This is a genomic window from Micromonospora sp. NPDC049047 (assembly GCF_040649135.1).
Taxonomy (GTDB): domain Bacteria; phylum Actinomycetota; class Actinomycetes; order Mycobacteriales; family Micromonosporaceae; genus Micromonospora.
In genome coordinates this window covers 267,297-290,158 of the sequence record NZ_JBEZEY010000009.1, presented here as the reverse complement: position 1 = coordinate 290,158, position 22,862 = coordinate 267,297, and the positions used below count along the sequence as shown (strand labels likewise).

Annotated in this window: 25 protein-coding genes and 1 tRNA gene; 16 read left to right on the top strand and 10 right to left on the bottom strand. The window is 71.0% G+C overall.

Annotated elements, in window-relative coordinates:
* Positions 1-6 precede the first annotated feature (6 nt).
* From AB0B86_RS17530 to AB0B86_RS17520, 3 genes are all read right to left on the bottom strand, one after another.
* Positions 7-837, bottom strand: a complete 831-nt coding sequence (locus tag AB0B86_RS17530) for a type II restriction endonuclease (RefSeq protein ID WP_357418584.1) — start codon at positions 835-837, stop codon at positions 7-9.
* Between the two features lie 290 nt (positions 838-1,127).
* Positions 1,128-1,823: an HAD family phosphatase gene (locus AB0B86_RS17525; RefSeq protein WP_357418582.1), complete on the bottom strand. Its 696-nt coding sequence runs from the start codon at positions 1,821-1,823 to the stop codon at positions 1,128-1,130.
* A complete protein-coding gene (locus AB0B86_RS17520) occupies positions 1,820-2,686 on the bottom strand; it encodes a GntR family transcriptional regulator (RefSeq protein WP_357418579.1) in 867 nt (288 codons plus the stop codon). Before AB0B86_RS17520 ends, AB0B86_RS17525 begins: the two co-directional genes overlap by 4 nt.
* A 505-nt stretch (positions 2,687-3,191) precedes the next feature.
* On the opposite strand from AB0B86_RS17520, the gene AB0B86_RS17515 reads away from it, so the two are divergent.
* The 15 genes from AB0B86_RS17515 to AB0B86_RS17445 all read left to right on the top strand — a co-directional run bounded on the left by AB0B86_RS17515 (position 3,192) and on the right by AB0B86_RS17445 (position 15,399).
* Positions 3,192-3,437 carry a DUF6284 family protein gene (locus AB0B86_RS17515; protein WP_357418577.1) on the top strand — a complete coding sequence of 82 codons (246 nt, stop codon included), beginning with the start codon at positions 3,192-3,194 and terminating at the stop codon, positions 3,435-3,437.
* Positions 3,437-3,811 carry an RRQRL motif-containing zinc-binding protein gene (locus AB0B86_RS17510; protein WP_357418575.1) on the top strand — a complete coding sequence of 125 codons (375 nt, stop codon included), beginning with the start codon at positions 3,437-3,439 and terminating at the stop codon, positions 3,809-3,811. Before AB0B86_RS17515 ends, AB0B86_RS17510 begins: the two co-directional genes overlap by 1 nt.
* On the top strand, positions 3,808-4,467 hold the full coding sequence (locus tag AB0B86_RS17505) for an NUDIX domain-containing protein (protein ID WP_357418573.1): 660 nt from the start codon (positions 3,808-3,810) through the stop codon (positions 4,465-4,467). Before AB0B86_RS17510 ends, AB0B86_RS17505 begins: the two co-directional genes overlap by 4 nt.
* Positions 4,468-4,483: 16 nt before the next feature.
* A complete protein-coding gene (locus AB0B86_RS17500; RefSeq protein WP_357418571.1) occupies positions 4,484-5,272 on the top strand; it encodes an ABC transporter permease in 789 nt (262 codons plus the stop codon).
* 314 nt (positions 5,273-5,586) lie between these two features.
* Positions 5,587-5,781: a hypothetical protein gene (locus AB0B86_RS17495; protein WP_357418569.1), complete on the top strand. Its 195-nt coding sequence runs from the start codon at positions 5,587-5,589 to the stop codon at positions 5,779-5,781.
* 91 nt (positions 5,782-5,872) lie between these two features.
* Positions 5,873-8,086 carry a cell division protein FtsK gene (locus AB0B86_RS17490; protein WP_357418567.1) on the top strand — a complete coding sequence of 738 codons (2,214 nt, stop codon included), beginning with the start codon at positions 5,873-5,875 and terminating at the stop codon, positions 8,084-8,086.
* Between the two features lie 142 nt (positions 8,087-8,228).
* Positions 8,229-8,477, top strand: coding sequence for a hypothetical protein (locus AB0B86_RS17485; RefSeq protein ID WP_357418565.1), 249 nt, complete (start codon positions 8,229-8,231; stop codon positions 8,475-8,477).
* Complete coding sequence (locus AB0B86_RS17480) at positions 8,474-8,770, top strand: hypothetical protein (RefSeq protein WP_357418563.1); 297 nt, start codon at positions 8,474-8,476, stop codon at positions 8,768-8,770. The genes AB0B86_RS17485 and AB0B86_RS17480 overlap by 4 nt, the downstream gene beginning before the upstream one ends.
* On the top strand, positions 8,767-9,030 hold the full coding sequence (locus tag AB0B86_RS17475; protein WP_357418561.1) for a hypothetical protein: 264 nt from the start codon (positions 8,767-8,769) through the stop codon (positions 9,028-9,030). Before AB0B86_RS17480 ends, AB0B86_RS17475 begins: the two co-directional genes overlap by 4 nt.
* A gap of 13 nt (positions 9,031-9,043) precedes the next feature.
* Complete coding sequence (locus AB0B86_RS17470; RefSeq protein ID WP_357418559.1) at positions 9,044-9,946, top strand: bifunctional DNA primase/polymerase; 903 nt, start codon at positions 9,044-9,046, stop codon at positions 9,944-9,946.
* A complete protein-coding gene (locus AB0B86_RS17465) occupies positions 9,943-10,914 on the top strand; it encodes a DNA cytosine methyltransferase (RefSeq protein ID WP_357418557.1) in 972 nt (323 codons plus the stop codon). Before AB0B86_RS17470 ends, AB0B86_RS17465 begins: the two co-directional genes overlap by 4 nt.
* Positions 10,911-12,512 (top strand): YfjI family protein, encoded by a 1,602-nt coding sequence (locus tag AB0B86_RS17460; RefSeq protein ID WP_357418555.1) that lies wholly within the window; start codon positions 10,911-10,913, stop codon positions 12,510-12,512. The genes AB0B86_RS17465 and AB0B86_RS17460 overlap by 4 nt, the downstream gene beginning before the upstream one ends.
* Before the next feature lie 534 nt (positions 12,513-13,046).
* Entirely contained in the window at positions 13,047-13,247 is a 201-nt protein-coding gene (locus AB0B86_RS17455) for a helix-turn-helix domain-containing protein (protein WP_327033907.1), read from the top strand.
* Positions 13,244-14,743 (top strand): integrase, encoded by a 1,500-nt coding sequence (locus AB0B86_RS17450; RefSeq protein WP_357418553.1) that lies wholly within the window; start codon positions 13,244-13,246, stop codon positions 14,741-14,743. The genes AB0B86_RS17455 and AB0B86_RS17450 overlap by 4 nt, the downstream gene beginning before the upstream one ends.
* Positions 14,744-14,790: 47 nt before the next feature.
* Positions 14,791-15,399, top strand: a complete 609-nt coding sequence (locus AB0B86_RS17445; protein WP_266246380.1) for a hypothetical protein — start codon at positions 14,791-14,793, stop codon at positions 15,397-15,399.
* A gap of 144 nt (positions 15,400-15,543) precedes the next feature.
* Here the strand turns inward: AB0B86_RS17445 and AB0B86_RS17440 are convergent.
* A tRNA-Tyr gene (locus tag AB0B86_RS17440) sits at positions 15,544-15,627 on the bottom strand.
* A 147-nt stretch (positions 15,628-15,774) separates the two neighbouring features.
* Between AB0B86_RS17440 and AB0B86_RS17435 the strand changes: the two genes are divergently transcribed.
* Entirely contained in the window at positions 15,775-16,269 is a 495-nt protein-coding gene (locus AB0B86_RS17435) for a YajQ family cyclic di-GMP-binding protein (RefSeq protein WP_357406504.1), read from the top strand.
* A gap of 134 nt (positions 16,270-16,403) precedes the next feature.
* Here the strand turns inward: AB0B86_RS17435 and AB0B86_RS17430 are convergent, their stop codons facing one another.
* From AB0B86_RS17430 to AB0B86_RS17405, 6 genes are all read right to left on the bottom strand, one after another.
* Positions 16,404-16,802, bottom strand: a complete 399-nt coding sequence (locus AB0B86_RS17430) for a DUF1028 domain-containing protein (RefSeq protein ID WP_357418610.1) — start codon at positions 16,800-16,802, stop codon at positions 16,404-16,406.
* A complete protein-coding gene (locus AB0B86_RS17425; RefSeq protein WP_357418551.1) occupies positions 16,796-17,161 on the bottom strand; it encodes a DUF1028 domain-containing protein in 366 nt (121 codons plus the stop codon). Before AB0B86_RS17425 ends, AB0B86_RS17430 begins: the two co-directional genes overlap by 7 nt.
* A gap of 302 nt (positions 17,162-17,463) precedes the next feature.
* On the bottom strand, positions 17,464-18,723 hold the full coding sequence (locus tag AB0B86_RS17420; RefSeq protein ID WP_357406508.1) for an MFS transporter: 1,260 nt from the start codon (positions 18,721-18,723) through the stop codon (positions 17,464-17,466).
* 136 nt (positions 18,724-18,859) lie between these two features.
* Complete coding sequence (gene htpX, locus AB0B86_RS17415) at positions 18,860-19,735, bottom strand: zinc metalloprotease HtpX (protein WP_357406510.1); 876 nt, start codon at positions 19,733-19,735, stop codon at positions 18,860-18,862.
* A gap of 111 nt (positions 19,736-19,846) precedes the next feature.
* Entirely contained in the window at positions 19,847-21,349 is a 1,503-nt protein-coding gene (locus tag AB0B86_RS17410) for an NADH-quinone oxidoreductase subunit N (protein ID WP_357406512.1), read from the bottom strand.
* Positions 21,346-22,854, bottom strand: a complete 1,509-nt coding sequence (locus tag AB0B86_RS17405; RefSeq protein ID WP_357406514.1) for an NADH-quinone oxidoreductase subunit M — start codon at positions 22,852-22,854, stop codon at positions 21,346-21,348. The genes AB0B86_RS17410 and AB0B86_RS17405 overlap by 4 nt, the downstream gene beginning before the upstream one ends.
* Positions 22,855-22,862 lie beyond the last annotated feature (8 nt).

Below are 22,862 nucleotides of genomic sequence, written 5' to 3'. Positions count from 1 at the left end.
GGCTGCTCAGGCCGGATCCTGCTGGTGAGCTGCCTTGTACTGCTCAAGTTCCCTCATCTTCTCGGCCAGCGCGCGCTCGTACTGCTTCTGCACCTGTGCCGACACCTTGAAGTGGTAGGCCCGCCAGTACTTGTAGAAGGCCTCGGCGGTCGCGAACGCTCCTTTGCCCATCCGAAGATCCACAATCTTCTCTACGGCACCGATGTACTCCCTGGTAGTGGAGGAGCGGTCCTTGCTGGCGATGCGCCACGGCTCCTGCACGATGACCTCCAAGTCCTCAACCCGGTGCCTGGAGTCAGGGTTCAGCGTGTAGATCAAGATCAGATCAAGGTGCCCCTCGTACTCATTGAAGGGCCTGAAGGTGCCCGGCCAGTGCAAGTCCGGATGCCGAAAGTACGTGTTGCCGGTGTACAAGGTGATGCGGCTTTGAGTCTTCTCGTCCTCGTGGCCGCGCTCGCGCGTCTTCTTTGCGTCCTCGCGCCGCGCCGACTTCACATCAACCGCGAACAGTCCACCCCCGAAGGCTGGGCCGCCGATCTCAAGATCCGGGTAGCCGCGCTCCGACCCGCGTTGCATTTCTGCGCCGTCAACTTGTGATAGGCGGGCAAGCAGGAAGTCCACCACCGAGACCTCCAGCACGTTGGCCAGAGCGGCAGACTCCTTCGGAAGTGGCAGCAGGTGCCCGCCCGCCGTGAGGACGGCACCAAGCTCTGCCGGGTTGGATGCGGTCACCGGCCAAGTTGCTGATGTGCTGTCTCGGCGGAAGACGCCTTCCAAGTCGTAGCGGTACTCGCCGCACTGATCCCGAAGCCATTCGATCAGGTTGATTGCCCCCATAAGAGGAGGAGCCTGCCAGATTGTGTGATCGCACGCACCATCAAGATCGATGGTGATCCCGACCAGTCGGGGGTTGCGAGCTTGGCAGGACTCTGGCTAGGCGGAGGTGCGCGCCAGCGACCCGGTGATGACTCCCGGCCGGGGCAGCCATCACGCCGTGACGTAACCCCGGCGCCAGAACGGGATGACGGATACCCCGCGGCGTCAGTGACGCAACCCCGGCGCCAGACAAGCGAGAGCGCCACCGCCGGGCGGGCTTGCGTCCCGTGTCCACTGCGGCAAGTCGAACCTCAGCCGGCATTCCGCTTGATCAGTACCCCGGCTATCGCCCCCATGCTGGTGATCACCACATCTGCGCCGGCCGACCGGAACGCTGCGGCCTTGGGTGGCCTGTTCGCATAACCAATCACAGGCACCCCGGCAGACCGCGCTCCCTCGATGTCCGACATGGAATCGCCGACGAGGACGCAGCGGCCCGGCGTCTCGCCGAGTGCGCGAACCGCCTGCATGATCGGTTCCGGATTGGGCTTCATGAGCATCGGGTCGGCGTAGGCCCGGCCCACCACCGGCGAAACGTACCCGGCGAGCCGGTGCGCGGTCAGGTAGGCCGTGACCGCGCCTGCCGAGTTGTTGCTGACCACCGCTACGAGTAGTCCGGCCTGCCGAGCGGCAATGATGACCTCCCGGCCATACGGCGTCGGCTCGGCAGTCTCAGCGGCCCGGCGCTCGGCCTCGCAGAGTGCATCCTCGACTGCCCGCGTGACGCCCTGGTCGCCAGTCGCACCGGTCCGACGCAGCACCTCAAGCGGGTCCGGCTCGCTGGCGAGGTCGGGCGGCACGTCGACATTGTGCCGCCGCAGCACGTCGACCAGCTCGGCCGCCACCTGCGGAGCCGGGTAGCCAGCGAAGATGCTGCACACCGGGCCGTCGAAGTCGAGCAGCATCGCGCCGGCCCCACCGAGCAGCCGGCCAAGGTCGGCGGTCATCCGTCGTACCGGTAGGCGATGGTTGACCACACCGAGTCGAACCACTGGCGCGAAGCTTCCACAAACTGCGTGCCGTCGGACGTGTCGTCGTCAGTCACGGCGTAGTGGAAGAGCGGCACGTCCTTGCCCATCAGGTCATAGATCGCCATCGGCTCACCCTTGATCGTGACGGTGCGCTCGACGGCCGGGTAGAAGCCGAAGAAGACCTCTTCCCCGTTCAGCATGTAGAGCTTGAACAGGGGCGACGCCCGATGCATCCGCACCTCTACCGTGGCCGATCGGACTAGCCCGAGGTCGCCTAGCTCGGCCACCTGGTCGATGATTCCGTCCGCCGCCCGGCGCGTGATGCGCTCGGCCCGCTCGCGTACCGCCGGGTCATCCGCCTGCGTCTCAGCGCGCGCCGGCAGCGCCATGGGCGCAGCCATGTCGGAGATCAGAACCCGCACCGCGATCGTTTCCGGCGCAAGCCTGCCCACCCGCACCTTGTCGAGCGCCTCGGCGAGCGCGTCTCGCAGCGTCTCGCCCGAGAATCCAGCGAAGTCGATGGTCACGTAAGGACGTTCGAACGCCGCTTCGATGTGCGGTCGCAACTCCACCGCTCGCTGCGTCTGCGCGCGGACGAACGCGCCACTCCCCTGCCTGGAAACGATCAGTCGCTCGGCACGTAGCAGCTCAAGCGCCCGCTTGACGGTCTCCCTCGCCACGCCGTAGCGGGCAGCGAGATCGGGTTGCGACGGCAGCTTGTCGCCCGGGGCTAGCCGCCTCGTGAGAATCGCGGCGCGCAGCTTGTTCGCGATCTGCTGCGACGCCTGCTTTGGGTCATCGGGGTCGAGTTCGCCGAGGAAGTCAAGGTTCTCGCTCACCCGCTGAGCGTAGCGCTGGCTAGCCAAGTTACGGAAGTTCGCCGCGCCCTCTTGACTTGACTAGCCAGGCCGCCCTACGGTCGTCTCAACACACCTGGCTAGCCAGGTGCACCAAGCCGGCCGGATGGTCCGGGGAACGACGGCACGTAGTTGCCGAACGCCCATGGGTCGCCGGATCAGGTCGTTATTTCTCAACTTCACAGCGACAGGAATGAGTGCGCGTAGCGCTGCTGAGCAGCATCTCTGCCTTGAGCCACACAGGTGGTCGACCCCGGTAGATCCCGGGCGAGCAGGGCGAGTGAAGCGGTAAGCGCGCACTGCATGACCTCGGGGTGCCGGCGGTGACGCATGCACCGCGGCGTCCGTGACGGATGCCCGTCGACGAGACGTATCCCGCCTGGCGGCTTGCGTCACGAACTGCTGACGCACCCCGCCGGCGCCGGCCTTGCGTCACCACCGGCCCCCGAGGGTTCCCCCGCTGCGACGACTTTCCCGGAGGTTTCCCGTGCGGAACCGACTCGCTCTCATCACCGCCGAACCGACCGCCGCCGACCTGGCCGCGATCGACACGGAGTGGCCGCTGATCGCGGCCGAACTGGACGTCTTGGACGCCGAAATCACGATGCTCTACGCCGAGGACCACGGCGGCCCGACCGCCCTGGACTGGCGCAGGTTGCGCCGGGCCGAGGCCCGCGTCACCCGCGCCGCCGCCGAGGTGAGCACCCGCACCGACCCGCGCCGCGCGGCCTGATGTCGCGAATCCGCGCCGCCTACTTCGATCCGGACGGGGCGCGGTACGGCATCCCCACCTACTGGTGGCGGGGTGCCCCGCCCGGCTACGCCACCCGCCGCCAACTGACCGCTGCCGGCCTGCGCCCCGGTGGTCAGCCGATCGCCGCTCAGGTGCTCTGGCGCGGCGTGGGCGGCACCCGGACCGCGTACCTCTACCGGCTCGACCTGGCCGCGCCGAAGCGCACCGCCACCCCCGCCCAGCTCCGGGCGGTCCGCGCCGCTCTGTTGGCCCGCCGGACCTGCCCGACCTGCGGCACGGTCCGGCCCTACTACATCCCGCGCTCACTCGGCGAGTGCGTCGACTGCGCCTATCCCATGGAGGCCGCCGCATGACCCGCACCTACACCGCCCCGTCCGTCCTGGCCGGCATCACCGCCGGGGCGAGCTGGGCGGATCCGGAGATGGACCCGACCCGCATCGACTGGGCAGCCCGCCGGGCCGCCGCCGCGATTCCGTTTCCCCTCGTGGACGGCCGACCGGTCAACCCGTACGCGCCGACCGGCATCCGCTACGGGCGCAACGAGCTGGGCCACTGGGGCGAGGCCCTGGCCTCCGACGCGGTGGTCATGGTCACCTACAGCGGCCGACGCCGAATCCTGATGGTGGAGCGCGACGACAACCACGGTTGGGCGCTTCCCGGCGGACACGTCGACCCCGGCGAGGACCCCACCGCCGCCGCGTTCCGGGAGCTGGCCGAGGAAACCGGCCTGATCGCCGACCCCACCGACCCATGGGTGAAGACGCTGCCGGCCCGCTACGTGCCCGACCCGCGCGCCTCGGACGAGGCGTGGATGGTCACCGTCCCCGTCCTGATCGACCTCGGCCCGGTGCCGTTCCTGCCGAAGGTCGTCGGCGCGGACGACGCCCGACTCGCGGCCTGGCTGCACGCCGAGTCCTACCAGCACCTCGCCGAGTACCTGCGCCACTACCTCGACGGTGACGTGTTCCCCGCGCACCGCGACCTGCTCGCCGACATCCTCGACCACTGACCGGAGGCCACCCGCCATGACTGCCCCCACGATCAACGGCACCCGCTACCCGCAGCCCATCGAGCACCTGTTGCCCGCCGCCCGCGCTCTGGACCTGCCCGACGGCGAGGCGTTCCCGTCGCGTAACCGGCTCATGCGGGAGTTCCGCATCGGCGCACCCAAGGCCGGTGAACTGCTCGCCCTGCTCAAGACCGAGCCCGCCACGCAGCCGGCCGACACCACCGAGCCGGCCACCACGGACCCGGCCGTACCCGAGCCCGCGCCGCCGGTCGAGCCGGACCCGACGCCCGCACCGGAAATCACGACGCCCGAGCCGCCGGCCGAGGCCAGCGCGGTCAGTCGCCCGGACACGCCCACCCCGCCGCCGACGCCCGCGCCGCCGCGCCGGGCGGTCGCCTGGCCGGTCGTGCTGCTGGCCCTGCCGGCGTTCGTGGCGATCTGGTCCGGGTGGGTCGGCCTCGGCGGACTCACCGGGTTCGGCATCGTGCACCCGCTGCCGGGCATCTGGGACAGCTTCTCCATCAACTCGGCGATCACCCTGCCGATCGGGGTGGAGACGTACGGCGCGTACGCGCTGTACGTGTGGCTGTCCGGGCGGGTGCCGGCCCCCGCGCTGCGCTTCGCCAAGTGGTCCGCGCTCGGCTCGCTCGTGGTCGGCGCGCTCGGCCAGGTGGCCTACCACCTGCTCGTGGCTGCCGGCATCACCTCGGCCCCGTGGTGGATCACCACCGCCGTCGCCTGCCTCCCGGTCGCGGTGCTCGGCATGGGCGCGGCCCTGGCGCACCTCGTTCGCACGCACGACTAGTTCCGCCCGGCGGCGCGGCCACCTGGCCTGGAAACCTGCGCCGCGCCGCCGGTCTCACCCCATCCGTCTTGCAGACATCAGGGAGAGAACACCCATGATCCCCCGCCGCGCGCCTAACCCGCACTCCCGAACGGTTCTTCTGCCCTGCGGCCAGCACTACGCCACGTTGTGGGGCAACGCCACGCCGCCCACCACCTGCGGAGACTGCCCTCCGCGTAGCGGTCGCTGACCGCCCCCGTCGCCACCGGCTCATTAACCGGTGGCGCGCGGAGGCCGCCAGACCCGCTGACGGCACAACCGCAGGGAGAACCACCGTGGGACGCACCAACCGCGCATCCGGCAACGACCGCGTTGCCATCCAGGTCGGCGAGGTCAAGGGCAGCAAGACCCCCAAGCCCGCCCCGAGCAGCAAGGACACGCCCACCCAGACCGAGAACATCCGCTCCGGTAACGCCACGGTCGGCCGACAGGTCGACGAGATCCGGGGCGACTTCACCATCCGCTGGTAACCCCTGCCCGGCGGCGCGGCCTCCGGCCTCGACAACCCGGCCGCGCCGCCGGCCCCCTACCGATCTCCCGACCGTTGGAGGAACCCCCATCATGACTGCCCCCGATGAAAACCGTTTCGATTGGCAGGCCGCAGAGCAGGACCTCACCGACCCCACCGGCGGCCCGGAGGCCGAGGTGGTCGATCTGGACGACGCCCGCGCCCGCCGGCAGGCATCCGTCACGCCCGGCGGTGACGGAAGCGACCTGGCCGACGACGGTGAGGACGCCGAGAGCGTCGCCGACGACGCGGACCGCGACGGCGGGCCGGTGGACGCGGCCGACGACGTCCCCCGCGACGTGCTGGCCCGGCAGCGTAACCGCCGGCCGATCCTGGCCGACTGGGCCAGGTCGTGGCGCGCGCTGCGGGCCGCCGTGCGGCACCAGAGCAAGGACGCCGGCTACGTCACCGCCTACCACGCGGTGCGCCTACCCAAGTACGCCGCGAAAACGGCCGTCTACGCCCCGCTGGGCCTGTTCCGGGGCACCGGGAAGGCGCTGCACTGGGCCAGCGCCGAGGAAGGGAACTGGCACCTGCGGCAGGCCGCTGCAACCCGGGGCGACGCCGACACCTGGATGAAGCTCGACGCCCGCCGGCAGCGCCAGACGGTCTGGCGGTGGTGGGTGCTCGCCGCGTCGACCGGCGCGATGGTGGCCGCCGCGATCGTCCTCGCCCTCGGCCCGTCGTGGTGGCGGTGGGTCGCCCTGGCGGCGGTGCTGCCGCTGCTCGCGACGCTCGGCCGTCCGGCGGACAAGCCCCTGACCGACCGGGTGACCGAGGGCACCCGCTACCGCAAGCTCACCGCCGAGCTGGTCCGCCGAGCGTTGACCTCGCTGCAACTGCCGGCCATCAACTCGGCGGTTGCCAAGGACGCGAAGGCGATCAGCTTCCCGGTGGACATCCACCGCGACGGCCCCGGCCACCTCGCCGTGGTGGACCTGCCCTACGGGGTGGAAGCGTCCGAGGTGGTCGCCCGCCGGGGCAAACTCGCCTCGGCGATGCGGCTGCCGCTGGATCAGGTGTGGCCCGAGCCGGCACCGGGTCACACGGGCCGCCTGGCACTGTGGGTCGGGTACGAGCCGGCGTCGCAGATGACGCAACCGCCCTGGCCGCTGCTGTCGGCCGGCGCGAAGGTGGACCTGTTCAAGGCGTTCCCGTTCGCCACCACCCCACGCCTGGACGTGCTCGACGCCGAGCTGATGTTCCGCAACTGGCTCTTCGGTGGTCAGCCCGGGTCGGGTAAGACGTTCGCGCTGCGCACCCTGCTCCTGGCCGCGTCGCTGGACCTGCGCGCCGAGATCCGGGGTTACGAGTTGAAGGGCGTCGGCGACTTCGCCGTCCTGGAGCAGGTCATGGCCGAGTACGGCAACGGCTTCGATGACGAAACCCTCGCCCGCTGCTTCGCGTTCATCGAGTGGCTGTACGAGGAGTGCCGCCGCCGCTCCAAGCGCATCGAGCACTACGCCAGGTTGGGCAAGGCCCCGGAGAACAAAGTCACCCCGGAACTGGCGTCGCTCAAGGGGTCGGGGCTGCACCCTCTCGTAGCGTGGTTCGATGAGCTGCAAGAGCTGATGACCAGCAAGTACGCCAAGGAAGCCGGCGAGATCCTGGAGAAGGTCATCAAGCTCGGCCGGGCGCTGGGCGTGATCATCCTGATCGGCACGCAGATCCCCGACAAGGACAGCCTGCCGACCGGCATCACCCGCAACGTCAACTCCCGGTTCTGCCTGTCCGTGGCTGACCAGACGGCCAACGACATGATCCTCGGCACCTCGGCCTACAAGCAGGGCTACCGGGCGACGGTGTTCGTGCCGGTCGATGAGGCCGGGTGGGGCATCCTGCGCGGCTTCGGCCCGAAGCCCTCGGCGGTGAAGTCGTACTACGTCAACACCACCGACGCGGCCCGGATCGTGGCCCGCGCTGTCGCGCTGCGCCAGGCTGCCGGCACCCTGCCCAAGCCCGACGAGCAGACCCGTGAGGTGGCCCCGGTCGCGGACGTGCTCGGCGACCTGGCACAGGTGTGGCCGGGCGACGACGAGAAAGCGTGGAACGAGACGCTGTGCGGCCTGCTCGCCGAGCTGCGGCCCGAGGTCTACGGCGGATGGGAAGCCGCGCAGCTCTCCACCGCGCTCAAGTCCCACCCCCTCATCAAGGTCAGCGACGTAGGCCGACGCATCGACGGCAAGCCGACCACCCGACGCGGCATCAAGCACGCCGACCTCATCAAGGCCATCACGGAGCGTGACCGGAAGCGGTCCGCCGGCTGACCACTGCGCAGGGTGCTAGCGCTAGCGGCCCGACCTGCTAGCGCTAGCACCCCCGCTAGCGCCCCATCCGAATCATGAGCTGCGGCCTAGCGGATAGCAGCTCACGACCCTTCATGCCCGAAAACCGGCCCTGGAGGCACTTGTGGACCCCCTGCTCACCCTCGCTATCACCGCCGCCACGCCCACCGCCCTGGTAACGCTCGGTTACGCCGGGCTGTGCTGGATCAAGCCCTTCACCACGTGCAAAAGGTGCGCCGGAACCGGCCGCACCACCACCCGCGTCCTACGCCGCCCGCGCGCCTGCCGCCGCTGCGACCGGGGCATGAGGCTCCGCACCGGGCGGCGCGTCTTCAACATCTTCCACCGCCTACGGGCCGAGGCGACCCGGTGAACCGCCGCGCCGCCGGCCACACCGAGTGGTGCGGGATGGACCACCGCTGCAACCTCGGTGAGCACCGATCCGACGACATCGTGGTCGACGTCGCCGGCCGCTCCCGCGCCGTCCTCGTCAGGGTGCGGACCGCCGCCGGGCGGGAGCACGCCGAGGTCCGCGTCAGGGTCGCGCTCGCACCGTCCGAGCTGGCCGCCCGCCGGCAGTTGGTTGGGCTGCTCGGCGACCTGCGCCAGGCCGTGACCCGCGCCGCGATCACCGCCCGACCGCGACCCGGGCGGGCCACCCGATGACCGGCCTGAACGGGCTTGAGATGTGGCTCACCGGCACCCGCACCGAGCTGAACGCCGCCACCGCCGCGCTGACCGCCGCCGGGCACCTCGTGCAACGCGGCACCCGCCACGCGCTGACCGGCACCGATGCCGGCCGCTACCGCCTCTACCTGCGACTCAACATCGCCGCTACCGCTACCCGGTCTGCCCGCGAACCGGACGCCAGGGGCGGGGCGCTGATCGACCTCGACGCCGCCCGCGCCCACCGCCGACCCGCGTGAACAGGAGCAACCCGTGACCGATCTGCTCGCCGCCGCGCTCGCGCACGCCGAACGCGGCTGGCACGTCTTCCCGCTGCGCCCCGACGACAAGCGGCCTGCGTTTCCCGACCACACCGCCGACGACTGCGCCGGTCGCGACCCGCGCTGCCGCGCCGCCGGTCACCACCTCGGATGGGAGGTCCGCGCCACCACCGATCCCGACCGCATCCGCCGGGCGTGGTCCGCGCGCCCCTACGGCATCGGCATCGCCTGCGGGCCGTCCCGCCTCGTGGTGGTCGACCTCGACACGCCGAAGGACGCCACCGCCGGCCCGACCGGGCTGGACACCCTCGCCGGCCTGGCCGCCGCGCACGGGGCTGGCATTGAGCCGACGTACACCGTGACCACCGGGCGCGGCGGCACCCACCTCTACTACCGGCACCCCAAGGCCGGGCCGGCGCTGCGCAACACCGCCGGCACGCTCGGGCCGATGGTCGACAGCCGCGCCCAGGGGGGGTACGTCGTCGCTGCCGGCTGCACCGTCAACCGCCGCCCCTACACGGTCGACCTGGACACCGACCCCGCGCCGCTGCCCGGGTGGCTGGCCGGGCTGCTCGCCCCCGCGCCGTTGCCGCCGCAACGGCCGGTGGTGGTCGACCTCGGCACCGGCCGAGCGGGCGGGTACGTGCGGGCCGCCGTCGCCCGCGAGGTCGAGCGGGTCACCACCGCCGCGAGCGGGGAGCGCAACCGGGCGCTGTACATCGCCGCCGTGGCCCTCGGCCAACTCGCGGCCGGTGGGGCGCTCCCCGAAGACGACGCGCAGAGCGTGCTGGAACAGGCGGGCGTGACGGCCGGGCTGCGCACCGCCGAGGCGTACCGCACCGTCCGATCCGGCCTCACCGCCGGCAGCAAACGGCCCCGGACGGTGGCCGCGTGAACCGCCGCCTGCGGGTGCTGGACCTGTTCTGCTGCGCGGGCGGCGCGTCGGCCGGCTACTACGCCGCCGGCTTCGACGTGGTGGGCGTGGACATCCGACCGCAGCCGTACTACCCGTTCCCGTTCATCCAGGCCGACGCCCTCACCGTGGACCTGACCGGGTTCGACGTGATCGCCGCGTCCCCGCCGTGCCAGCGGTTCAGCGCCGCCACCCCCGCCCACATGCGCCACGAGCACCCCGACCTGATCGAGCCGACCCGGGAACGGTTGCGGGCGGCGGTGGCCGCGCCGGGCGGCCCGTGGGCGTACGTGATGGAGAACGTGCCCGGAGCACCCCTGCTCGACCCGATCACGATCTGCGGGGACAGCTTGCGCCTCGGGGTGCGCCGACACCGCCTGTTTGAGTCGAACCTGCCGCTGACCGGTACGCCGTGCTGGCACGACCGGCAGGCCCCACCCGTGCCCGTGTACGGCAGCTACGGCCAGCGCTCGGGACGAAAGCGCGTCGTCGACGGGGAAACGTCACCCAACACCGAGGAAGCGCGCGCCGCGATGGGCATCGACTGGATGCCCTGGCCCAACCTCACCCAGGCCATCCCACCCACGTACACGCACTGGATCGGCGTGCAACTCATGCGCCACCGGGCCGCCGACGAAAGCCGCCGGCGGATGCCACCTGGCCGTGACGCAACCCCGGCGCCAGACGGTGACGCAACCACCGCGGCGGTCGATAACGGATGCCCCGCGGGCGTGACGCAACCCCGGCGCCAGAACGACAGTGACGGTTCCCTCCTGGCCGTCGTCCCCGCCGCCGCTGACGTAACCCCGCCGGCCGGGTTGCGTCACTGCCACTGCGGCAAGCCGCTGCGCCGACCGGCCACCGGGCGGTGGCCGCGCCACTGCTCCCACGCCTGCCGCCAAGCCGCCTACCGCACCCGCACCACTGCGCAGAACGGAGAGGCCGCATGACACCCGCCCGCCTCCACCTCGTCCCCGACGACCCGCACGACACCGACGCGCCGCCGGGCAACGGCGGGCCGCTGTGGGATGTTCCAGTGCCCCTGACCGGGCCGACCACCGCGCCGCCGCCGTTCCCGGTCGACGTGTTCCCCCGCTGGCTCGGCGACATGGTGACCGGCGTCGCCCGGTTCACCCAGACCGATCCCGCGATGGCCGGCACCCTCGCCGTGGCCGTGCTCTCCGCCTGTGCGGGTGGCCGGCTGGAGGTCGAGCCGGTCGGCGGGTGGCGGGAACCGGTGAACATCTTCGCCGCCGTCATCGCCGGCCCCGGCGAACGCAAGAGCCCCGTGCACCGGGCGATGACCGCACCACTGTTCGCCGCGCAATCGACCCTCGGGGAAGCGATGCGACCCCGGATCGCCGAGGCCGCCGCGCTGCGGGACATCGCCGACCGGCACGCCGAACAGGCCAAGACCCAAGCAGCGAAGACCGCCGACCCGGGCAGGCGCGACGAGGCATCCGCCGAGGCCGTTGCTGCCGCCATCGCGGCCGAGGCGATCACCGTTCCCGGCCTGCCCCGCCTGATCGTGGACGACGCCACCCCCGAAGTCCTCATCAACCTGATGGCCGCCAACGGCGGACGCATGGCGATCATCTCGGATGAGGGCGGGATCTTCGACACCCTCGCCGGCCGGTACTCCGGCGCACCCAACCTCGACCCCTATCTCAAGGGCCACGCGGGACAGCCGATGAGCAACGAACGGATCACCCGCGAAGGTGTCTCGGTCGACAGACCGGCGCTGACGGTGTGCGTGATGGCGCAGCCCTCGGTGCTGCGCAAGTTCGGCGGTAACGCCGACCTCGCCGGGCGCGGCCTGCCGGCCCGGTTCCTGTTCGCCCTCCCGCGCTCCCTGGCCGGGTATCGGACGGTGGACACACCGCCGATCGCCGAGCCGGTGACCGCCGGCTACCGGAACCGGGTGCACGACCTGGCCGCCACGTTCGCCGAGTGGGAAGACCCCGCCGTCGTCGTGCTCACCGAGGACGCCGCCACTGTGCGCCGCGCCACCGCCGAGCAGGTCGAAGCCGAACTACGGCCCGGCGGGGGCCTGTACGACATGCGGGAGTGGGGCAACAAGCTCTCCGGGGCGACACTCCGGTTGGCCGGGCTGCTGCACGTCGCCCACCACCCCGCCGACGCCTGGCGACGCCCCATCGACGCCGACCGCATGACCGACGCCGTACGCCTCGCCGAGTTCTTCGCCGCGCACTACCGCGCCGCGCTGACCACCATCGGCAGTGACACCGCGATCGAGAACGCCCGGTACGTGCTCGGGGTGCTCACCACCAAGGGCATGACCACCTTCACCCGCCGGGAGGCGCACCGCCGGGTAGCCCGCCGGCTCCCGAAGTCCGACGAGGTCACCGCCGTTCTCAACGAGCTGATCGCCCTCGGGTGGGTTCGCAACGGGCCGGACGGCCGCTACGAGCTTCACCCCCGCGCCGCCGGAGAGGACCCCGGAAGCGCTGACACGCTGACAATCGCCACGACCGGGGACGTTTCCGCAGCTCAGAGCACCCGGGAAGGTGTCAGCGGCCCGCGCTGACACCCGCTGACAGGCGCTGACAATCCCCACCGACGCCCGTGAGGTGTCAGCGCTGTCAGCGCCTGTCAGCGCACCCCGCTGACAGCTTTGCACCACTGCTGACCTGCGGAAACGTCACCAGCAAGCCCTGCTGTCAGCGTGTCAGCGCTTCCCGGCCTCCCGCCACCGCTGACCGGCATCGACCGCCGGCCGACAGCCCCCGGAAACGGCCCGCTAAGAGCGCCTGAGAGCACCAGGCCCTACGCCGTACGCCCGACAGCCCTGGATCTTGCCCCTACGGCGCTCTCGGCGGCCCGCCCTACGCCCTTCTGCCGCCCCCCCCTAGCCGACCCTCCACACCCGACCCGCGCCGACCGGAAGGCCCTCACCGTGCGAATCAGGCTGCACGGCACCCCCACTGAAACAGCCGCAGCGCTCGACGCCATCGCCCGAGTGCTGCAAATCCAGCAGGTCAGCCGGCCCTACCCCGACCGTCGATCCCCCGCTGTTGCAGCGCATCTACCTCCACGCCACCCCCAGGGAGGACACCCACCCATGACCACCCGCCGCACACCGACCGGGAACCTGCTCACCCTCACCGAAGTCCTGGACGAACTGCGCGTACCCCGCTCGACCTTCTTCCGCTGGAAGGCCACCGGCCGCGCACCCCGAACCATCAAGTACCCGAACGGCAGCCTGTACGTCCGTCGCCGCGACCTGGACAACTGGCTCAACGACCACGAAGAGGCAGCATGAACAGCACCTACGACGTACGCGTACACGGCATTCTCAAGAACCAACTCAGCAAGGGCTACTCCTACGTGATCCGCTGGAAGGTGGCGGGCAAGCCGTTCCGGAAGACGTTCGCAACCCGCGCCCTGGCCGAGAGCTTCCGGTCGAAGCTGGTGGTGTCTCAGCGAGAGGGCGTCGCGTTCGACAAGGCCAGCGGTCTGCCCGAGCCCATGGCGCGCGCACTCAACGCCCGTTCCTGGTACGAGCACGCCGTGACGTACGTCGACATGAAGTGGGCCCGCGCGTCGGCGAAGCACCGCAAGGGCATCGCCGAGACGCTGGCCACCGTCACCCCGGCGCTGCTGGCGACGGACCGGGGCGCGCCCAGCGACAAGGCGCTACGCGCCGCGCTCTACGGGTGGGTGTTCAACAAGGCCCGCCGCGACGCTGGCGACCCGCCCGCCCATCTAGCCGCAGCCGTGCGCTGGCTCAAGACCAACACCGTTGATCTGACGGCGCTCACCGACGCCGCCTTGGTGCGGAAGGCACTCGACACGCTCGCCCTTCGGATGGATGGTGCCCCCGCCTCGGCAAGCACAATCGCCCGTAAGCGGGCAGTCTTCTCCGGCGCTCTCAAGTACGCCGTTGAGCTGCGCCTACTCGACACGCACCCGATGACCCTGGTGAGCTGGACCGCCCCGAAGACGGCCGATGAGATCGACCGAGGAGCGGTGGTCAACCCGGATCAGGCGCGGGCACTGCTCGCCGAGGTCGGCCGAACGGTGCCCGAGCTGGAAGCGTTCTTCGGATGCATGTACTACGCCGCCCTACGCCCCGAAGAAGTGCTTCACCTGCGCAAAGACGAGTACGAACGGCCCGCCGAGCCTGACGGGTGGGGCGTACTGCACCTGACCGGCTCGACGGTGGCCGTGGGCCGGGACTGGGGCGACGGGGACGACACGACCGAGGAACGAGGGTTGAAGCATCGAGCGAAGGCCGCCACGCGGGACGTGCCGGTGCCGCCGCCGCTCGTGCGGCTACTCGACCACCACGTCAAGAAGTACCCGCCCGGATCGAACGGGAAGCTGTTTGTCACCCGGCGCGGCCCCGGTGGCCGGTACGTGCCCACCGCTGGCCAGCCCATCCCGAGCAACACCTACGGGAAGGCGTGGCGCGACGCGCGGGCGAAGGTGCTCACGCCCGCACAGCAGCGCTCACCACTGGCTCGCCGGCCGTACGACCTGCGGCACGCTGCCGTATCGCTCTGGCTCAACGCCGGGGTGCCGGCTACCCAGGTCGCCGAGTGGGCCGGGCACAGCGTGCACGTCCTGATGCGGGTCTACGCGAAGTGCGTCTACGGCCAAGAGGAGAGCGCCCGCCAGCGCATCGAGTCGGCACTGGCTGAACCGCCACCTGCGCTGGAGAGAACGCACACCGGAAGGGTGGGAAGTGAAGATGATGCCGCTCGGTCACCCTCGAACCCCACAGCCGGTTCCCGGCATTTATCGTGCTCTCTGTGACAAGAACGGAACAAAGAAGGAGCCGCAAGTGGGCACCCTCCAGCGACATGACCAACAACTTGTTGATCACGGTCGGACTATTAGTCGGATTCGGAACGGTCATCCGGCGAAGCGACGGCCCACTCAGCCTAGAAGACATCCTTCTGATCATCGGCCTGGTCACCGGTGCTCTCACGGCTTTGACTGGGGGTGTCGTTGCAGCACGGACTAGGCAAACGGAGGCAGCCGCCGAGTTCGAGGCAGCCGCCGAAGAAGCCCTGACTACGGTTAAGAGATCTCTTCCTTCTCATGGCAAGTCCCTGGAGCAGGAGATATCCGACGTTTCGGAAACACTGATTCAATCAATATCTAAGTTGCATGAAATCAGCCAAAACGCTCAGGCGTTCGAAGGCGAGGTGCGAACGCTCGTCGAACGGGCGGAGTCAGCGCAGGCTATGGCCGAACTGAACGAGAGCCAAGCTTCAAGAATCTCTTTACTGCTGACCGAGCGTACTGAGCAGCGCCTGACGGACGAGATCGAAAAGCTGAAGGCTGCTCATGCGGAACAGGCAGACCGTCAACGAAAAAGCAGCAATCGCGTTGCGTTGCTCACCTTCGTCGGTGGCGTCGTCCTCGGGATCGTAGGCAACGTCCTGACGAACCTGTTGATGCTCTGACCGTCGACCGACGACCCCCCACCGGTTCGCGACACGTATGCGACACGGCCAGCGAGATCGAGCGGGCAAGAGCGGGACTGAGTGAGACTCACGAAAGAGGCCCCTGACCGGCGTTCTCGCTGGTCAGGGGCCTCTTTGCGCACCTGGTGGCGGGTAGAGGATTCGAACCTCTGAAGCTTTCGCGACGGATTTACAGTCCGCTCCCATTGGCCGCTCGGGCAACCCGCCAGGGCACCCCACCGCGTCGTAACGCGGCGGCGGAAGCAAGGATAGCGGCTCCCCCCGGTGCCGACGCAACCGGGTACGGTCAGGGGGTCGTGCCGCTGGTCGGCGGCCGACGGCAGGCCCAGACCGCCGGACAGCAGGAGCAGATACATGGCAGCGAACCCGTCGTTTGACATTGTGAGCAAGGTTGACCGGCAGGAGGTCGACAACGCCCTCCGGCAGGCGGTGAAGGAGCTCGCGACCCGGTTCGACTTCCGCGGCACCGGGGCGGAGATCTCCTGGTCCGGCGAGGAGGCGATCGGCCTTCAGGCGGAGACCGAGGAGCGTGTTCGTGCCGCGCTTGACGTCTTCAAGGAGAAGCTCGTCAAGCGGAACATCTCGCTGAAGGCGCTGGACGCCGGCGAGCCGCGCCCGTCCGGCAAGATTTTCAAGATCGACTGCAAGGTCGTCCAGGGCATCGAGGCGGACAAGGCCAAGGCCATCAGCAAGAAGATCCGCGACGAGGGTCCCAAGGGCGTACAGGCGCAGATCCAGGGCGACCAGCTGCGCGTCACCGGCAAGAAGAGGGATGACCTCCAGGCCGTCATCGCGCTGCTCAAGGGTGAGGACTTCGGCGTCGCCCTCCAGTTCGACAACTACCGGTAAGGCGGCGACCGCCGCTCAGGCCGCCGCCTTACCAGCAGGGCTTTCCGATATCGCCGTCAGGCACTGAGGCAAAGGCGGGACCTGGCCGAGTGGGAGCGAGCCGGGCATCAACCGACAAGGCATCCGACGCCTACTCACAGGGCTTCGCCGGTTGCCGTTGTTGATGTCTGCTGGTCGACGGCGTTCGACGGTGTCTTGCGCTCCATCGGTGTCCCGAGCGCCTGCCGGGCGGCTTCGCCCATGGGGTCCTCGCGGGTCGGCATCCCTCGGATTGTCGGCAGCACCTCATCCCGAAAGACGCCGTGCAGCCGGCGCAGTTCCCGCGCCGGATGCTCGGCGTCGTCGACTCGCACGTCCCAGAGCGGGTACGGCTGATCGCTGATCACCGTGACGGTCGCCGACCGTGCGCCGTGGCGGTCACCGCCGGCCTCCTCGCCGGCCTCGATGGCCAGAACGAGCCGCTCCGCCAGGTCGAGTCCCCCACTCTCCTCGAACACCCGGAGGATCTCCGCGAGGATCTGCGGGCCTACCAGGCGGTTGCCCTGCAGCGCGTAACCCGGCCCGGTGCGGTGCCCTGCCCAGCCCAGCCCATGGTGCGGGAGCCGGTGAAGGCGTACGAGCGGCCGTGACGGTCGACCATGCCGACCTGCCGCACGTCCCGGCCCGGGTCCTGGGCCAGCAACTCGGTCAGGACGTCCTGCGGCGAGCGGCCCTCGTCGAGCAGCGGCAGACCGTGATAGGCCAGGAACGGATTGACTGTGGCCTGGGTCGCCACCGCACCGCCGCCCGACTGGACGTGGGCGACGAGCTTGCCGACCGCGGGCCTGGCCGTCAGGGCTCCCACCCCGAGTTGCCCGGTACGCCGGCACCATGCGGCGATCGAGAAGGTCACGCCCGGGAGGTACCCGGACGTACTCCCAGCATGCCCGGAGCCCCGCCTGGGTGCTGTCGCCGCCGACCCCGCCGGCACCGCACCTGACGCGCAGCGGGAACCGCTCTGGATGCAGAGCGCCGTGCACACTGGGCAGGCCGGCGGGACCCGGGTTCCTTGAAGTCGGGGCATCCGACGCGCAGGGGTAGCCGGACTTCAAGGAATTCGAGTGGATCAAGCCGGGGGCGGCCGCCGAGTGGATCGGGCCCGCGCGGGCGGCGAGCCCCGCACGGGAGGCGAGCCCCGCGCGGGGGACAGCGGCGTCAGACCGGGACGGGGGCTTCGGCGCGTACCGCTGTGGTTTCGGCACGGGCGATGGGCCCGGCGGGCAGGGCCGCGACTGCGGCCCCGACGGCGACGGCCGCCCCGGCGAACAGGAACGCCCAGCGGACCCCGCCGGAGTGATCCACGATCAGGCCGGCCACCGCGCCGCCGGCCGCGCTCGCCGCCACCGCGACGGTGACCACCCAGGTGTACGCCTCGTTCAGCATGCTGGTCGGGGCGATCCGGCCGACCAGGGTGTTCTCCAGGGTCAGCGCGGGCGCGATGGTGGCTCCGCCGACGACGAGGGCGACGCCGAGCGCCAGCGGGGTGGGCATCACCGCGAACACGGCGAAGGTGCCGGCCAGCGCGGCGAGGATCAGGGCGAACTGCCGGGTCATGTTCGCCGCCGGCTTGCGGACGCCGAACCAGAACCCGCCGATGGCGCTGCCGATCCCCCAGACGGCCAGGAGCAGGCCGGCCAGGCTCTCCGGGTCGCCGGTGGTGTGGCCGCTCGCGTACGCCGGGACGATCACCCCGGCGGCGCCGAAGGCGATGCCCAGGCCGGCCACGCAGACCAGCAGGGCGGGGAAGCCGGCGACGCGCAGCGGGCCGAGCCCGCGGGCGTGGTGCTCGCGCGGGTGCGGACGCCACCCGCGCATCACCCGGCCGAGTGCCACGGCGGTGGTGCCGACCAGGGTGACCACTGCCGCGCCGATCAGCGCGGCCGCGGCGTCGGCGACGAGCACGAACCCGGCGACGAGCAGCGGGCCGAGCACGAAGACGATTTCGAACAGTGAGGTCTCGGCGGCGAGCGCCGTGTTGCGCAGGGGGTACCTGCCGCTTGCGGGGCCGGTCAGGTCGTTCCAGGCGCCCCGGATGGCGGCGGTGAGCGGCGGGTAGGTGGCGCCGGCCACGCCTGCGGCGAGGTAGATGGCGGGGAGCGCGTCGTCGCCCGAGCGGCTGGCCAGCAGTAGTCCGATGAGCGCCAGCGGGTGGGCCACGGCGGTGGCCAGCAGGACGGGGCTGGGGCCGACCCGGTCGGCGATCCGGCCGGCGATCGGGCTGAGGGCGGCACCGGCGACGGCGTAGATCCCGCCGGCGATGGCGGCCAGCGCGTACCGCCCGGTCACCTGTTCGACGACAAGCAGCAGCGCCAGCGGCGTCATGCCGATCCCGAGCCGCCCGACGATGCCGAGGATCAGCAGCATCGGGGCGCCGGGGATCCGCCAGACACCCAGATACTGACGCAGCGCGGCCACCGTGAACCTCCCGGGGATGTAATGAGCGTTAGCCGTTACGACCCTAACGCCACCGCCGTGCCGGCAGACAACCGAAATACAGCACTCCGCCCGCACCCGGGGCTACCGGATGCGGGCGGAGTGCGTGCTCAGCGGGTCAGCGCTGGAACTGGACCGGACCCGAGTTGGCGGCCATCTGCTCCAGCCGGGCGACGCGGTCCTCCATCTTCGGGTGGGTGGAGAAGAGCGCCGCCATGCCGCCGCCCCGGAACGGGTTGGCGATCATGAGGTGTGCGGTGCTGGTGAGCTGGCCCTGGGCCGGCAACGGCCGACGCCGGGCCACCGCGTCAATCTTGCGCAGCGCGCTGGCCAGGGCGAGCGGGTCGCGGCTCAGCTCGGCGCCCGACGCGTCCGCCTGGAACTCCCGGCTCCGGCTGATCGCCAACTGGATCACGGTCGCCGCGATCGGGCCGAGGATCAGGGTGAGCAGCAGCACCGCCGGGTTCGGGCGGTCCTCGTCGTCCCCGCCACCGAGCGGAATGAAGAAGGCGAGGTTCGCCAGCAGGGTGATGATGCTGGCCAGCCCGGCCGCCACGCTGGAGATCAGGATGTCCCGGTTGTAGACGTGGGACAGCTCATGGCCGATCACACCGCGCAGCTCACGGTAGTCGAGGATCTCGGTGATGCCCTGGGTCACGCAGACCGCCGCGTGCTGCGGGTTGCGCCCCGTGGCGAACGCGTTCGGCTGCGCGGTCGGGCTGACGTACAGGCGCGGCATCGGCTGCTGGGCGTCGGTCGCCAACTCCCGCACCATGCGGTACAACTCGGGGAACTGTGCCTCGGTGACCGGTTGCGCACCCATCGAGCGCAGCGCGAGCTTGTCGGAGTAGAAGTAGCTCACGCCGTTCATGACAAGCGAGATGAGGACGGCGATGACCAAGCCGCTGCTGCCACCGAACCAGTAGCCCACCGCGAGGATCAGGGCGCTGAGCAGGCCAAGCAGCGCTGCGGTCTTCAGACGGTTGTGGTGCACGATGTCTCCTTCGGTGCACGGATCGCCGGGATCCGCTGACCGGTTCAACAACCCGGTACCCGCCAACCATCCGTCTCAACGCTGAGAGTTCACTGAGACTGGAATACCAGGTCAGCGGGGGGCGAGGTCGAGCACCAACTGCGGGGCGAAGCCGAGCACCACAGCGGCCACCGTCGCCACCGCCAGCACCACTGCCACCACACCCACCACGGGTACGGCAGCCGTACCGTCCCCGGCTGGCGCCGCGGCCGGGCCTGACCCCACCGTCGCCGGGGTCCAGAGCGCGGCGGCCACCCGCAGGTAGTACGCCAACCCGATCACCGCGTTCAACGCCACCACGAGCGCCAACCAGGCCGCCCCGCCGTCCAGCAGCGCCCGCACCACCGTCACCTTCGCGAACAGCCCGGCCAGGCCGGGCGGCAGACCGGCCAGGCCCACGAGCGCCAGACCGAGCGCCGCGCCCCGCCACGGGTGCCGGCGGGCCGCCCCCCGCAGGTCGTCGAGCGTGCCGCCGTCCGCCCCGGCCGGACGCAACGCGGTCACCCCGGCGAACGCGGCCAGCTCCAACACGACGAAGAAGACCGCGTACGCCACGGCGGCGGCGTACGCGGCGGAACGTGCCTCGTCAGTGCGGCCGGCGGCCAGCGCCAACGCCCCCAGCGGGGCGAGGATGTACCCGGCCTGCGCGACTGACGACCAGGCGAGCAGCCGGACGGTCCGCCGCTGGCGCAGCGCAACCAGGTTGCCGACGGTCATGGTGAGCACCGCGAGCAGGGCGAGCACCGGGCCGGTCTGCTCCGCCGGCAGTGCCCGCTGCACCACGGCGAGCAACGCGACGAGGCCACCGAGCTTCGACGCCGTGGACAGGTACGCGGCCACCGGCAGCGGCGCCCCGTCGTAGGTGGCCGGCGCCCAGGCGTGGAACGGCACCGCCGCCACCTTGAACGCCAACCCGACAAGCAGCAACGCCACAGCTGCGGTGGTCAGCGGCAGCTCCCGCAGGTCGGAACGCTCGGCGAGCAGCGCGCCGAGCCGATCCAGGTGCAGTCCACCGGTCACCGCGTACAGCAGTGCCGCGCCGAGCAGCGTGATGGTGGTCGCGACCACGCTGACCACGAAGAAGGTGAGTGCCGCCTCGGCGCTGGCGAGACTGCCCCGACGCAGGCCGACAAGCACGTACAGCGGCAGGGTGAGCGTCTCCAGGGCCACGATCACGGTGATCAGGTCGCCCGCCGCGCCGAGCACCACGCCACCGGTCATCGAGCAGGCCAGCAGGAAGCAGTACTCCCCCACCGGCGACCGGCCGCCCCGAAGCGCCGGCACGGACAGCCCGAGCACGCCCAGGGTGAGCAGCGCCACCACCACGCCGACCAGGGCGGCCCGGCCGCCGAAGACCCAGGAGCAGTCCGCGCCGACACAGAACGTCCGCCGCTCCCCGGCCGCGCCGACCACTGCGGCACCGACTGCGGTACCGAGCGCGCCGAGCGCCGCCACCACGATCGTGGCCCGTGGCCGCGCCAGGAGCAGGTCGGTGATGAGCACGAGCACCGCGGTGCCGGCGGCCAGGTAGGCCGGCAGCAGCGCGACGTTGTCCACGCTCTGCACACCGGTCATGGCAGGACCACCCCGATCAGAGCGTCGACGGGCGCCTCGGCGACCCCGAGCACAAGCGCCGGGGCCAGCCCGATCGCCAACGCGAGCAGCACCAGCGGCACCCACGCGGTCAGCTCCGCACCGGCCAGGCCGGGACCGACCCGACCGACGGCGGCACTCGGCCGGTTGTGGGTGACCTGGCGCAGCAGGCGCAGGAAGTACGCGGCGGTGAGCGCGGCACCGACAGCGGCCAACACCCCGAGGGTGGTCCAGAGCGGGCCACCCACCTGGACGGCGGCGATCACCGCGAACGCCTCGCCCCAGAAGCCGGCCAACCCGGGCAGGCCGAGCGAACCGATCGCCGCGAACGCCAGCAGGCCAGCCAGCCGGGGAGCGGTCTCCCGCAGCCCGGACAGCTCGGCGAGCGCGCCCGTGCCGGTGCGGTCCTTCACCGCGCCGGCCAGGAAGAACAGCAGGGCGGTGAGCACCCCGTGCGCGATGTTGCCGATCAGGGCCGCCTGGACGCCGACTGTGGTCAGCGTGGCGACGCCGAGCAGCACGAAGCCCATGTGCCCCACACTTGAGTACGCGATCAGCCGCTTGACGTCCGTCTGGGCCAGGCAGACAAGCGAACCGACCAGGATCGCGGCGACGGCGAGCACGCCGAGCACGGGCGCTGCCCAGCGGGCGCCTTCCGGTGCCACCCCCACCGCCACCCGGATCAGACCGTAGGTGCCCATCTTCAACAGCACCCCGGCCAGCACGACGCTGCCCACCGTGGGGGCCTGGGTGTGCGCGTCGGGCAGCCAGGAGTGCAGCGGCCACAGCGGGCTCTTCACCGCGAACGCCACAGCGAACAGGGTGAACGCGGCCAACTGGGTGCCCCTGGACATCCCCGCGCCACCGGTCAACGCCATCAGATCGGCGGTGCCGGTGGCCGCGACCACCACGTACACGCCGACCAGCAGCAGCACCGAGCCGAACAGGGTGTACAGCGCGAACTTGCGGGCCGCCCGACGCCGGTCCGCGCCGCCCCAGCCGGCGATGATCGCGTACATCGGCAGCAGGACGACCTCGAAGAACAGGAAGAACAACACCAGGTCCAGGGCGAGGAAGGTGCCCAGGATGCCCACCTCGACCACCAACAGCAACGCGACAAGGGTCCGGCCACTGCCGCCGTCCGGCACCCGCCACACCGTGTACGCGCAGCAGAGCAGCGTGAGCAGCGCGGTCAACACCACGAGCGGCCAGGAGATGCCGTCGACACCGAGGTGGAAGCGCAACTCCAGGCCGGGCACCCAGGGCAGGTCCAGGTAGTGCCACGGGAACACCGCCGGCCCGTTGTCCGACCACACCAGCCAGTCCCGGCGGCCGAACACCAGCGCCACCGCCGCCAGCAGGGTCAGCGCCGCGGCTACCGTCCCGACCAGCCGGGCCGCCCGGTCCCGGGGCGTCGCCGCCACCGCTACCGCACCCAGCGCCGGCACCGCCAGCACGGCGACCAGCAACGCCTGCCCAACGCTCACCGGACCGC